At 34.0% G+C, this 13,202-nt stretch carries 16 protein-coding genes; 13 read left to right on the top strand and 3 right to left on the bottom strand.

What is annotated here, in order from left to right:
* Positions 1-72 precede the first annotated feature (72 nt).
* A complete protein-coding gene (locus tag Q1A60_RS03215) occupies positions 73-1,761 on the top strand; it encodes a S41 family peptidase (protein ID WP_299761307.1) in 1,689 nt (562 codons plus the stop codon).
* A 13-nt stretch (positions 1,762-1,774) separates the two neighbouring features.
* Here Q1A60_RS03215 and Q1A60_RS03210 read toward each other — a convergent pair whose 3' ends face one another.
* The gene (locus Q1A60_RS03210) at positions 1,775-3,163 is read right to left on the bottom strand and encodes a TlpA disulfide reductase family protein (protein ID WP_299761305.1); all 1,389 of its coding nucleotides are present in this window, start codon (positions 3,161-3,163) and stop codon (positions 1,775-1,777) included.
* 122 nt (positions 3,164-3,285) lie between these two features.
* Between Q1A60_RS03210 and Q1A60_RS03205 the strand changes: the two genes are divergently transcribed.
* Entirely contained in the window at positions 3,286-3,672 is a 387-nt protein-coding gene (locus Q1A60_RS03205; RefSeq protein WP_299761302.1) for a cupin domain-containing protein, read from the top strand.
* Positions 3,673-3,681: 9 nt separating this feature from the next.
* Here Q1A60_RS03205 and Q1A60_RS03200 read toward each other — a convergent pair whose 3' ends face one another.
* Positions 3,682-4,689 (bottom strand): helix-turn-helix transcriptional regulator, encoded by a 1,008-nt coding sequence (locus tag Q1A60_RS03200; protein WP_299761299.1) that lies wholly within the window; start codon positions 4,687-4,689, stop codon positions 3,682-3,684.
* 20 nt (positions 4,690-4,709) lie between these two features.
* On the bottom strand, positions 4,710-5,255 hold the full coding sequence (locus Q1A60_RS03195) for a hypothetical protein (protein ID WP_299761296.1): 546 nt from the start codon (positions 5,253-5,255) through the stop codon (positions 4,710-4,712).
* A 221-nt stretch (positions 5,256-5,476) separates the two neighbouring features.
* On the opposite strand from Q1A60_RS03195, the gene Q1A60_RS03190 reads away from it, so the two are divergent.
* From Q1A60_RS03190 to Q1A60_RS03140, 11 genes are all read left to right on the top strand, one after another.
* Complete coding sequence (locus tag Q1A60_RS03190; RefSeq protein ID WP_299761293.1) at positions 5,477-6,415, top strand: 2-hydroxyacid dehydrogenase; 939 nt, start codon at positions 5,477-5,479, stop codon at positions 6,413-6,415.
* Between the two features lie 14 nt (positions 6,416-6,429).
* A complete protein-coding gene (locus Q1A60_RS03185) occupies positions 6,430-6,843 on the top strand; it encodes a response regulator transcription factor (RefSeq protein WP_299761291.1) in 414 nt (137 codons plus the stop codon).
* A 99-nt stretch (positions 6,844-6,942) separates the two neighbouring features.
* Complete coding sequence (locus Q1A60_RS03180) at positions 6,943-7,437, top strand: DUF4199 domain-containing protein (RefSeq protein ID WP_299761288.1); 495 nt, start codon at positions 6,943-6,945, stop codon at positions 7,435-7,437.
* A gap of 10 nt (positions 7,438-7,447) precedes the next feature.
* Positions 7,448-7,831, top strand: a complete 384-nt coding sequence (locus Q1A60_RS03175; protein ID WP_299761285.1) for a VOC family protein — start codon at positions 7,448-7,450, stop codon at positions 7,829-7,831.
* A 111-nt stretch (positions 7,832-7,942) separates the two neighbouring features.
* Positions 7,943-8,377, top strand: coding sequence for an NINE protein (locus tag Q1A60_RS03170; RefSeq protein ID WP_299761282.1), 435 nt, complete (start codon positions 7,943-7,945; stop codon positions 8,375-8,377).
* A 112-nt stretch (positions 8,378-8,489) separates the two neighbouring features.
* Positions 8,490-8,813: a metalloregulator ArsR/SmtB family transcription factor gene (locus Q1A60_RS03165; RefSeq protein WP_299761279.1), complete on the top strand. Its 324-nt coding sequence runs from the start codon at positions 8,490-8,492 to the stop codon at positions 8,811-8,813.
* Positions 8,785-10,269: a pyridoxal-dependent decarboxylase gene (locus Q1A60_RS03160; protein ID WP_300007180.1), complete on the top strand. Its 1,485-nt coding sequence runs from the start codon at positions 8,785-8,787 to the stop codon at positions 10,267-10,269. The genes Q1A60_RS03165 and Q1A60_RS03160 overlap by 29 nt, the downstream gene beginning before the upstream one ends.
* A gap of 63 nt (positions 10,270-10,332) precedes the next feature.
* Positions 10,333-10,824, top strand: a complete 492-nt coding sequence (locus Q1A60_RS03155; RefSeq protein ID WP_299761273.1) for a DUF6428 family protein — start codon at positions 10,333-10,335, stop codon at positions 10,822-10,824.
* Positions 10,825-10,880: 56 nt separating this feature from the next.
* Entirely contained in the window at positions 10,881-11,378 is a 498-nt protein-coding gene (locus Q1A60_RS03150) for a GNAT family N-acetyltransferase (protein WP_299761270.1), read from the top strand.
* A gap of 129 nt (positions 11,379-11,507) precedes the next feature.
* Entirely contained in the window at positions 11,508-11,927 is a 420-nt protein-coding gene (locus Q1A60_RS03145) for an arsenate reductase ArsC (protein WP_299761267.1), read from the top strand.
* Positions 11,928-12,108: 181 nt separating this feature from the next.
* Positions 12,109-13,140: a hypothetical protein gene (locus tag Q1A60_RS03140; protein ID WP_299761264.1), complete on the top strand. Its 1,032-nt coding sequence runs from the start codon at positions 12,109-12,111 to the stop codon at positions 13,138-13,140.
* The last annotated feature ends 62 nt before the right edge of the window (positions 13,141-13,202 follow it).

Here is a 13,202-nt window from a genome sequence, read left to right as displayed (position 1 = left end):
GATTAACTTGGGAAAGGATAGAATACGGTATTATAAAAATTAATTTTGATCTAAATTAAAACCTAGTATGTTATGAATAAACCCCTATTCCTGTTACTATTAGTAGCTTTTTCTGCCAATTCGCAAACTAAAATCACACAAGTAGAAAAATATACACAAATTGGTTTAGTTTGGGGAATCTTAAAATACCATCATCCTGATATAAGTAAAGGAATGTATACTTGGGATTTAGAATTAATACATCTCATAAATGATATAGAGGAGATAGAAGAGCAAGAAAAATTAAATAATGAGTTAATTAATTACATTAGAAAGTATACAAAACCCTCAACTAAATTTAACACAGACCCGATTAAAATAGATCAGGATAAAGTTTTCAAAAATAATTTTAATTATGATTGGATTGATAAAATAGCATTTGGGCCAGTGTTAAGAGAAGAATTAATCCGTTTAAAAAACAACAATAATATTGGAGATTATTATGCTTCTTCTAATACTCTTTCTAAAATGTTAGAGTTTAAAAATGAGCAAGGAATTCTTGATTTCGATCCTTTATTAAAAAGTCATAGATTATTAGAGTTACATAGTTTTTGGAATATTATTCAATATTGGAATGTAAACAAATACTTAACGGATACTCCCTGGATTAATGTATTAGAAGAACTGATAGATAATTTTTTAAATGCAGAAACGATCGCAGCATATGAAATAGCAAAACTAGAGATGTTTTCTAAGCTAAATGATTCGCACTCATATAGTATATCTGAATTTATGTACAAATCCCTATTTAATCGTTTGCCTCCTTTTGGAGTCAAGATTATTAATGATTCTTTGTTAGTCACAACTACATACAATAAAAAACTTGCAGAAAAAGCAGGTATTCATTTGGGGGACATCATTGTTGGAATAAATGATTTAAGCGTACCAGAATACATTAATAATACGTTTCTGAATTTAATTTCGGTGTCTAATAAAAGCTATTTAAAACAACGATTAAATACATTCATATTAAGAAATAATACAGATTCTCTAAAAATTAAAATTCTTACAAATGAGGGAGAGTTAAAAAATAAAACAATAAAATTATATGAATCGTTTAAACTAGAGAATGCAAAACGATTAATTCCATTAGAAAAGTCTAATTGGAAAAAAATTACACCTAAAATCACATACATAAATCTGAGTGAGATATCCTCAAAAGAATTCTCAAGTGTTTTTAAAGAAAGTATGCAAAATGACGGAATTATATTAGATCTGAGAAATTACCCTAGGAATATTAAATTAAAAGATTTTTCTAAATTTTTATACCCTAAAAGAAAAGAGTTTGTAAAAGTATTACTTCCTTTAAAAAGAAACCCTTCCATGGGAGAATACAATGCAGAAGCTCCTTTAAAAATGATTGCTAACCCCTTTAAAATAGGAAAGAAAAATACCAATTATTATAAAGGAAAAATAATCCTGCTTGTCGATAGAAAAACAGGTAGTCAGGCAGAATGGTTTGGAATGGCGATACAACAATCACCTAATTGTATCACTATAGGACACCAAACAATGGGAGCGGTTATGAATATTACTTCTGCAATATTACCTGACAAGCAAGAATTTTATTTTACAGGTGCTGGAGCTTTTTATCCGAATGGAGAAAGTGTACAGAGAAAAGGACTGCGTATAGATTACCCTATCAAAGAAAGTTGTGTCAATTATAATTCAGAACTGTATATTGAACAAGCTGTAAAAATAATTGAAAGCGGTATTAAATAATACAAAATCAAGATTATTTCAATAAATCGTCAAGTTTTGATTCTATACTAGCATCAGATGGTCTTGTAGCATCTGCACTTACAATATTTCCTTCGGGATCAATAATAATAAACCTAGGGATAGCATTGATAGCATAACTTTCTATAAAGTCAGAATTAAAGGCGTTTTCTGTTATAAGTTGTGTGCCCCCTAATTCTTTATTAGCAACCATTTTACGCCATTTTGTATAATCGTCTTTTGTATCTACAGAGATACTCACAAACTCAATGTTTTTATTTTCATATTTGTGTTCTAATTCTTTTAGATAAGGGATTTCTCCAATACAGGGTCCGCACCAAGTAGCCCAAACATCTATATACACATACTTTCCTTCAAGGTCGTTTAGAGCTGTTTCTCCTCCTTTGTAATTCTCATAGGTAAATGCAGGAGATGGTTGTCCTTTTACAAGTGCTTTTATTACATCATAACGAGCTGTTATTGATTCTTCTAGTTTCTGGTCTGAAACTAATGCTAATAATCGATCTTTCATTGCATGTACATCTCCTTCACTAGGACTGAAAGCAAATAACATACTACTTATGACATGATTTTTAATAGTAGGGCTTTTGTAATTTTCTAATTCATTGACAATGCCTTCTAAGAAAGGGGTAACAGTATCTTGTTTTGTTTCTAGGGTATTCATAAGATCATTTGTAACAATCTCTAAATACATACTATTATATTGTCTTGCGTTTGCATCGTTATCTTTATCTAATGCTCCTACATCATCTAAAAACCCATCAGGAATCATTGAGTCATCTCCTCCCGCCAAGTATTTTTGATTGCTGACATAATGCATTTTTAGATTCATATTATAGAGCGTTAATGCTTTCAATTCTATTTTTTTGAATGCTTCTGGAAATGCACTTGATTCAAGTATTTTGATTTGACGTTCTTTCAAGCTATTGATATCACTTATGAAAGTTTCAGGTTCTTGACCAAAGAATAATTCATAATCCTGCATGAGGGTTGTTTGCTCTTCATTCTTGGTCATAATATATTGTTGTATTGTAGCGCTTTCTCCTGTAAAAACAGTGGGACTATCTTGCGAAGCAATATCTGTGGTAAATGTGAGTTCGTCTCCTTGGGACAAAAACATATCAATAGTACTATAACCAGCTCTTAATTTTACATAACCGCTTTGAGATAGATGTAATGTATCTGTAAAAGTACCATCAGGATTAACAGCGATAGGACCATTGACATCGGGATTATCAAATAAAAATACTTTTAGATCTCCAAGGTTTTTAATGGTACCATGTAAAATGGCATAATCAATTTCTTTTTTTTCTTCCTCTTTTTTCTCGCAAGATGTTATACTAAATAAGCATATTGCTGCTATCAATACAATATTTGTTTTCATAGGATTTAAGATAAATACATACTAGAGTCTAATTTATAATTTTAAAACGAATAATAGATGTCTAGTAGTATAGTTTCTTTTTAAATATCAATATCTTAGTGCTTAAAAACAGATATATTGTTATGAAACCTATTAATATTAAAGAAAAATACACCAAGTTTGATAAACAGTGGCATCCACACCAAATTGCTGTGGTAGATGATATGCAGGTAATTCTAGCCAAGATTTCGGGCGAATTTGTATGGCATAGTCATAAGGATGAAGATGAATTGTTTTATGTCCAAAAGGGTGTGTTAGAAATGCGCTTTCGCGAAAGTGGAAACACAGAAAATGAATGGTCTGAGATTGTCAATGAAGGAGAAATCATAGTGGTGCCTAAAGGAGTAGAACATTGTCCAACGACAAAAGAGGGTGAGGAAGTACATTTACTGCTTTTTGAAAAACAAAATACAGCACATACAGGAGATGTTCAGCATGAAAAAACACAAACGGAATACCCTAAAATTTGATTTAGGTAATTAAAAGTCCATTGCGTCTTTACGAGACTTTATTTGGAGTTTACTGTATATATTACTTACGTGAGATTTTACAGTGCTTACACCTATGTTATGCTGTTCGGATATTTCTTTATTAGAATGTCCTGCCTTTATAAGGTCAAATATTTTTCGTTCTTGAACACTGAGTGCTTTAAGTTTTTTAGAAGGTTTAGAATTCCTTTTTGAATACCAACGATGTAAGAAAATACCAAGAAGAAAAAAGAGTACTCCCAGTACGAGATATATCCAGAAAGGAGAGATTTGTTTTTGAAGAGAAAGCTCTTTACGGAATATAGAAAAATAAGACGATTTTTCCTTTTTCCATTTTTTAAAATAGGCATTGTAAAACTCTGGATGTTCTATACTATGATTTCTGTAGTCGCTCCTGTATAAAGCATATAAAGAAGGTAAAGGCTCTGATAGCGTATCAGCTATGTTGCGTAATTTTTCATGTACTCCTGTAGCGATAAAGTCTCTTTTTAATTGCGAGCCTGCATATTGAGTACTATCTACATAACTTGCAATAAGGTCTACTTGTTTTAACCAACCTGTAGCTGAAGAGTTTGAGATAGAAACCTTACTAAACGGAAATTGTTGAGAGTAGCCTTGTAAAGAGACTCCTTTCGTTTTACTAGCAATCACAAAGAAATGATTCTCCTCAGGCCCTCCAATTATGAGGGACACTACGGGCGCTCTCTTTTTTGAAAAATGAATTCGATATACCTGTTCTTCTTCTGGAAAATAGTTTGTAGGAAACTCAAAATAACCATCTGAATCAATCGTAGTTTCTGCAATGATCATATCTTTAGAAATGGTGTACATATCATTAAATGATCGTATGTGAGAAAGATATGCTTTGGACTCCCATAGTGTAGAATCCAAAGCAAATGTTCCTCTTATGGCATTAATTTCCTTGGTGTTTTGAGCAATAGCCGATAAAGACAAACAATAACCACAAAACGATATAAAAAATACAAAGATTGATTTCATAAAGAGAGAGGGCTATCTAATTATTTGATTTTAGTTTGTATTAAAATATCTGCAGTTACTTTTTCTGCAATAAATTTTAGAGACCATGTCCCACTTATAGGATTACTGTATCTTTTATTGATGGTCCCTCCCACAGTTTCTGACCAACCAGATGTGTCATTACTTCCTTTTACAGAGAAATTGCCTCTTTTTGCTCCTTTTGGATCATAAATTTCAACATTGAGAGCGCCAGATTTTAGACTGCAATTAACAGATAATAGAAGTTCTGCGGTTTCTTTATTCACTTCAATAGGAATTGTTTTTGATCCAGAATTGTCTGAAAGCTTTATTTCTCGATTTAATGAGAAATCAGTTTCTTCAGGTCGAGAAAATCCAGTTATTACAAAACGATTAGTCGTTAAAGGAACACTATCTATTTTAAATTTAAAGGAGTTCTTTAGTGCGATTGCTGGTGATTCAAAATAGAAGGTATCAACCTTTGTAGATTTTACTTTTTGACCAAAACTTTGTTGACCTGAAGTAAAACATATAATAAGAATTAATAACTGTACGAACGTTTTTTTCATGATGAGAATTTTAAAAAATTTGTATGATACAAATCTATATGTAAGTATCTCCAAATACAGAAAATAAAGGTTTGAAAAAGGTACTAAAAAAGGTTTAAAAAAGTCTTGAGAGTTAGATTTAAAGAGATCTAGCCATACTATCTAAAAAGAAAAGACTATCAATTAAGTAATTATTATCTGGAAAAACCAATGCGTATCTTTGATATAAATTACACATAAAGATGCGCATTCTCCATTTAGATCAAAACCATCCATTACTTATAGAGCAATTAGCTGCAGCAGGACATCATAATCATGAAGATTACACCATTTCAAAATCAGCAACCGAAAAGATCATTGCTGAATATGATGGCATTGTGATACGAAGTCGGTTTAAGATTGATAAGCAATTTATAGATGCAGCACATCAATTAAAATTTATAGCAAGAGTAGGAGCTGGTTTAGAAAGTATCGATATACCTTATGCAGAAAGCAAAGGTATTTATCTTATCAGTGCCCCAGAAGGGAATCGCAATGCAGTTGGAGAGCATGCACTAGGTATGATACTATCTCTTTTTAATAAACTAAACCAAGCAGACGCTGAGGTGAAATCTGGACAGTGGAATCGAGAACCTAATCGAGGGGTGGAACTAGAAGGTAAAACGGTTGGAATTATTGGATATGGGAATATGGGGAAAGCCTTTGCAAAAAAACTACAAGGATTTGATTGTGAAGTACTCTGTTACGATATCTTAGATCATGTAGGAGATGCTAATGCCCGTCAGGTATCACTTGAGGAGTTACAGAAAAAGGCAGACGTATTGAGTTTACATACGCCCTGGACACCTCAAACGGATAAAATGGTTGGGGATACATTTATAAACGCTTTCGCGAAAGCGTTCTACCTCATAAATACGGCACGAGGGAAAAGTGTGGTCACATCTGCGTTGGTCACGGCTTTAAAAAGCGGAAAAATAAAAGGCGCAGGATTAGACGTTTTAGAATATGAAAAACTGTCTTTTGAAAATCTCTTTACCTCAAAAGAAGAGATGCCAGACCCACTGAAATATCTCATTACAGCAGAAAATGTATTGCTAACACCACATATCGCAGGATGGACGATAGAAAGCAAGCGTAAGCTAGCGCAAACGATTGTAGATAAAATCCTCGCCAAGTTTTAGTATTTTTAAAACGAATGAAGAAAACGATTTTAATTTTTGGGATGTTGGCATTGGCCATTTTGGCATTACTACAATTGAGTAGCTACAGCTTAATTTCTGGAGATTTAACCATCGAGTTTGTCATAAGCGGAATCGCAATCTTATTTTTTATCATAGGCGTATTTATTCAGAAAAAATTTAAAAAAGAAAACATTGTTTCTAAAGAAGTAGACCAAAAACAAATCAATGCTATTGGTTTGAGTAAACGAGAATATGAAGTGCTACTCGAAATGGCTTCTGGATATAGTAATAAAGAAATTGCAGAACGACTTTTTGTATCTGAAAGTACGATTAAAACCCATGTGTCTAATGTCCTTTTAAAACTCGATGCAAAACGACGCACCCAAGCGATCCAAAAAGCAAAAGAGCTACATATCTTACCTATATAAGGCAATTCCGACCAAAGTAGGATAGATTTGGTACTTTAGTATGAGACTGTTTTTTGAGGTTTCTGATACTTTTGACCAAACATTTTAATAAGCATGATTATGAAAAAAGTAGTTTTTAAATATGTAGCGTATACTATGATTACAGGGATGATAGCGTTTGGCTTCTCATTATTCTTAGGCGCTTCAGAAGTATTAGGTTACACCGCAATTTTTGTAGCACTATCTTTTGTGTTTTTTGGAATCAAATATTTTAGAGATACCGAAAATGATGGAAAGATAAGTTTTACAAAAGCTTTTACAGTAGGGATATGTATAGCGCTGTTTACAGCATTGGGTATTGCTATTGTAGATGGATTATATGTAACCGTAATTAATCCTGATTTTTATCAAGAATATGGAGAAGCTGCTGTAGTCGCAGCTAAAGAAACGGGAGATACAGTGAAAATTACTGATGCAGAAACACAATTAAAGGAATTTAGTGCGATGTCACTTACGCAACTAGGGCTTTTTTCAGGCGGATTTATGTTTGCCTTAGTGAGTGTTATAGGACTCATAGTAACGATAATTTCTGGATTGATTTTACAAAAGAAATAATTATATACTTATGAAAAGAGTTACAGGAATAGGAGGGATGTTTTTTAAAAGCGAAAATCCCGACGCACAAAAAGAATGGTACAAAAAACACTTAGGATTACCTACAGATCAATACGGATGGACATTCTGGTGGTGCGATGAACATGGAAATAAATGCTCAACCCAATGGAGTCCTATGAGTGCAGATACCACGTATTTTTCTCCCAGTGAAAAACCATTTATGTTTAATTTTAGAGTAGATAATCTTATAGCGTTGCTAAAAGTACTCAAAGAAGAAGGTGTCACGGTAGTGGGTGAAGTAGAAGAGTATGACTATGGAAAATTTGGGTGGATTCTAGATCCAGAAGGAAATAAAATAGAATTATGGGAACCTATAGATAGCGCATTTTTATAAGTTCATAGGGATAGATATATTTTTAGATTAATGAAAAAAAAGTGTTTTTTGTCGATTTCTGCTCTTTTTTTAATAGATTTAAGATTCTAATTAACTAATCAATAATATACAATGAGCGAAGAAACGAACGAAGGTCTTGGGGATGACCTTAAAGACAAAGCAAAAAAAGCAGCAAGTGAAGCTGGCGAAAAAGCAAGTGAATTTGCAGACGATGTAAAAGAATCTGCAAAAGAGTTTTCTGATAGCGCAAAAGAAGAATGGAATAAAGTAACCAATAGTAATGACAATAAAAAAATGCTTGCTGGATTGCTGGCAATATTTTTAGGATCTTTAGGTATTCATAAATTTATTTTGGGATACCAGAAGGAAGGAATCATTATGCTAGTTATAACTGTAATAGGTATTGTGTTATCTTGTATAGGAATAGGCGTTTTTGTTGTTTGGGCAATGAGTCTTGTCGGGTTAATAGAAGGTATTATGTACCTCACAAAATCTGACGAAGAGTTTTACAATACATACCAGGCTGGAAAAAAACCTTGGTTCTAAACATAATTTAAAAAGCCTGAAGAAATCCTTCAGGCTTTTTTATTAAATTTAACATCGTAATATTGCTATATTACTTTTTATTCGTAATTTTGGAAAACTAAAGACTAAAAATATGGGCGTTACAAAAAGACATATTCACTCGATGAGAGCAAACCAAATGGCAGACCTAGCAAAGGTACTTTCTAATCCAGCTAGAGTCGCTATTTTAGAATATATAGGAGATTGTGATGGCTGTTTATGTCAAGACATTGCAGAAAAAATACGATTGTCACAACCTACAACCTCACAACATTTACAAGTAATCCGAAAAGCAGGGCTATTAAAAAGTCAGTTTAAAGGGAAAGCACAATATTATAGTATTGACTTAAGAAAGTGGGAACAATTACAACAGCATTTTCAAGATTTCTTTGAAGCAACCAAAGCAAAATGTTGCTAATGGTATGAGTACAGAATTACTACATAAAGCATATAGTGGAGCTCTTTTTAAAGAGGAAGGAGATGATCTTATTGCATTGCTTGCAAACCATCTTAAAACCACAAAAGAGGGAACCCCTTCTAAAGTGACTCGTTGGGTTTCTCCTACTAATGAATATAATTTCTGGCAAGAATATGTAAAAGAAAATCACAGTACAAAAGAATTTTTCACAACAGTACTAGAGCGATCTATTCATACACACCACCCTAAATATATTGGACATCAAATTGCATCTACAGTTCCAGTTGCTGCATTAGCAACCTTATTTAGCGCACAACTCAATAACGGTATGACTGTATATGAGATGGGACAGGCCAGTACAGCCATAGAAAAAGTGGTGATAGATATGTTTGTACATGCCATAGGGTATACCGAAGGCGATGGGTTTTTAACTTCAGGCGGTACCTTAGCAAACTTAACCGCAATGCTCGCTGCACGTAAAGCGATTGCCAATGATGATATCTGGAATGATGGCCATGCAAGTAAATTAGCGATAATGGTCTCAGAAGAAGCTCATTATTGTGTAGATAGAGCTGCACGCATTATGGGTTTAGGGAATGATGGTATTATAAAAATCCCAGTAGATGATCAGTATGCCATTCGTACAGATCTATTAGAAACCTATTATGCAAAAGCAGTAGCAGACGGCCGTCAAGTAATAGCTATTGTAGGAAGTGCTCCTTCTACGAGTACGGGTGTTTATGATGATTTAGAAGCGGTTTCCGCTTTCGCGAAAGCAAAAAAAATATGGTTCCACGTAGATGGAGCTCATGGAGGAGCCGCTATATTTTCATCAAAATATAAACATCTCCTTAAAGGAATAGATCAAGCAAACTCCGTGATTATAGATGGTCATAAAATGATGGGGACTTCTTCCATAACAACCGCCGTCTTATTTAAAAATAAAGTAGATAGCTATGCTACTTTTGAGCAGAAAGCACAATACTTATGGGATAAAAATGACGACCCAGAATGGTATAATATAGGCAAGCGTACATTTGAGTGTACAAAAAGCATGATGAGCTTACGTTTTTTTGCCATTATGAATGCGTATGGAACTCAGTTTTTTGACGATAATGTAACCGTATTATACGATGCAGGGCGAGAATTTGCCACGTATATAAAACAACATCCTGATTTTGAATTAGCACTAGACCCTATTTCAAATATTGTCTGTTTTAGATATATAAGAAATCTAAGCCCTGACCAGTATGAAGAAGTCAATAGAAAAATCCGTCAGGAATTATTAGAAGATGGTGAGTTTTATATTGTTTCTACACTATTAAAAGGAGTATTCTATTTACGCACCACTTTTATGAATCCATTTACAAACAAAGAGCATATGGAGGCATTACTTGAAAAAATTAAAGCAATAGCAAGCAACATTGAACTTAAAAAAGAACAAATTAATTTATAAACCAACACCTTACGATGATGTAGTGACTACATCGATTAGGAGTAAGTATAAAATACGGACACTATGAAAACACAAGAATTTTTAGACCTATTAAAAGAACATCAAGGCAAATCATTACTGTTTGAATATGCACCCAATTTATTAGTAGGTGCAAATTATCATATCACAGAAGTAAAACACGTCACTATTGATTCTGTAGATTGTGGTGCTGGGGTAGACGCTTGGAAAGAAACGATTATTCAACTTTGGGAAGACCCTAATGAATTAGGTAAAACAGAATTTATGAGTGCTTATAAAGCAATGACGATTCTTTCTAAAGTAGGTCGTATGAAACCCTACGTGATGGATGCAGAAGTACGTATTGAATATAGCAATGCAAACTTTCACACAGCACAACTATATGTTAACGATTACGAAATACGTGGTGGGAATTTGCTTCTTAAATTAGCTGGCCAACCGACAGATTGTAAAGCAAAAGAAGCTTGTGGTATTGCTGCTCCTGTAACTGCCGATGCACAAGCAGGAGGATGCGCTCCTGGCAGTGGTTGTTGTTAATACTATCTCCTGAGCTAGTCGAAGGGCTGTAGAGAAATGAAACTTTAGTTTATGTAATGATACCTCAAGTCTATATTCGTAATTTTCAAAAAGAAGATTATTCCGCTTGCGCGAAAATTTATAAAGCAGGTATGGATACAGGCATTGCTACATTTGAAACAAAAGTGCCAGATTGGGATGCTTGGGATGCCAAATTTTTAAAACAATGCCGCTTTGTTGCCGAAGCAGATCAGACCATTTTAGGATGGTGTGCGTTGAGTCCGTTTTCTTTAAGAACCGTTTATAAAGGAGTTGTCGAGGTGACTATTTATATAGCAAAAGAAGCGCAGCAAAAGGGAGTTGGAAAACAATTATTACAGCATTTAGTGTTAGAAAGTGAGCATGCAGGATTTTGGACATTACAAGCCAAAATATTTCCACAAAACGTAGCAAGTATTAAACTGCATGAAAAATGTGGTTTTCGGCAAGTAGGGATACGAGAAAAACTAGGAATGCGCGATGGAACTTGGTATGATAATGTGTTGTTGGAAAGAAGGAGTCGTTTTGTTGAATAGGCTAATCAAATATAGTAGAGACTTAGAAAAATATAAAAAAGATATCCGCCTTCGCGGATATGGAAAGAATTAGATATTCGCCTTCGCAGGCTTTAACCAAATAAGCACCCGCTTACGCGGGCATTGAAAATGAAAAAAAACATACTCGTACTTTGTACAGGAAACAGCTGTCGTAGTCAGATGGCACATGGATATTTAAACCTATTAGCAGGCGATAAAGCGATGATCTATTCAGCAGGAATAGAAACGCATGGAATTAATCCAGGGGCAGCAGCGACCATGGCGAAAGAGGGTATAGATATTACCTCGCATACATCAAACAATGTAAATGAATATGAAGGTGTTAACTGGGATTTTATTATTACGGTATGTGATCATGCGTATGAAAATTGTCCTTTTATCGCAACACCTAATGCCACGCGATTACATCATAATTTTTATGACCCCTCAAAGTTTGTAGGTTCTCCAGAAGATACAGAGGCAGCTTTCGCGAAAGCGAGAGATGAAATAAAAGCATATTGCCAAGATTTTATATCAAATCATTTGTGATTTTCTTGATTTAACGGGATTTTCTTACAAAAACAGGGGGATTCCCCTGTTTTTGTAATTATAAATTTTTATACATTTAGGGCTATAATTAACTAACCAATCCATTTTTAGACAATTTCCTTGTCAATATTGAAATAGTCAAGTTCCCCCGTATTGTCATTGGGTTACCAATAACAGTTAGATGAACCTAAAAAAATCAGTAGGCATTGCTGTCATACTCGGCATTGCTTTTATTACAGTATGGGAACTGTATGTCCGCTCTCTAGGATATGTATCCGAACTTGATGATAACAAAGCACTTTGGGCTATTCAAAGAGCCAAAGTAGATAAACTTTCTTCAGATGATGTCGTACTATTAGGCTCTTCAAGAGTTCATTTTGATATTCAACTTAATGAATGGGAAGAAGCTACGGGTGTTCGCCCTATTATGCTAGCTTCTGATGGTACAACACCCACCCCTATTTTTAAAGAAATTGTTGAAGAGACCGATTTTAAAGGTACTGTAGTCATAGGTGTGGCTCCGGCATTATTTTTTTCACAACCAGAAAAAGGATTTATGTGGGATCGTCCTACCAAGAGACTCCGTCATTATTATGAACAAACCTATGCCCAACGTGCCAACCATTATCTATCGGTTCCTTTAGAACGGAGTTTCTCGTTTTTGAATGCCTCAGAAGAAGAATGGTCTGATGATATAGATTTAAAAACATTGGTCAATACTATCAAGATAGGCAATAGAGGTCCAGAAGGAAGACCTCCTTTCAATAATTTTGGATTCGTAGATGCCGATCGAAATGTGACCATGTTTGAAAAGACCAAAACAGATACAGCCTTTGCAAATGGAATTGTCAAAATATGGCTAGGCGGGATAGAGAGACGTCCCACACCCGTTGTAGACTCAGTAATACTTTATTACCAACCTTTAATTGAAAAATTTAAAAAACGTGGAGGAAATGCTATTTTCTTAAGATGTCCTTCTAACGGAAAACTCAGAGAAAAAGAGAACGAAATATACTCCAGAACTGTCTGTTGGGATGAACTACTTTTACAATCGGGACTTAAAGGATATCACTTTGAAGATTACCCAAAGTTAAATCAATTTACCTGTCCAGAACAGTCACATCTCTTTTCTAAAGACGCACGTATTTTCACTAAAGAACTGGTTAAAATCCTTTTGGAAGATGAGCAAATTCCTAACCTTAAAACACGATAATTATGTTATTCAATTCACTCAGTTTTTTGGTTTTCCTAGTCATCGTTTTGGCGCTCTATTAT

The organism is uncultured Dokdonia sp., assembly GCF_947492535.1.
In the GTDB taxonomy this organism is placed as follows: Bacteria; Bacteroidota; Bacteroidia; order Flavobacteriales; family Flavobacteriaceae; genus Dokdonia.
Note: the sequence above shows the minus strand (reverse complement) of the source record. Positions and strands in the feature narration are given on the sequence as shown.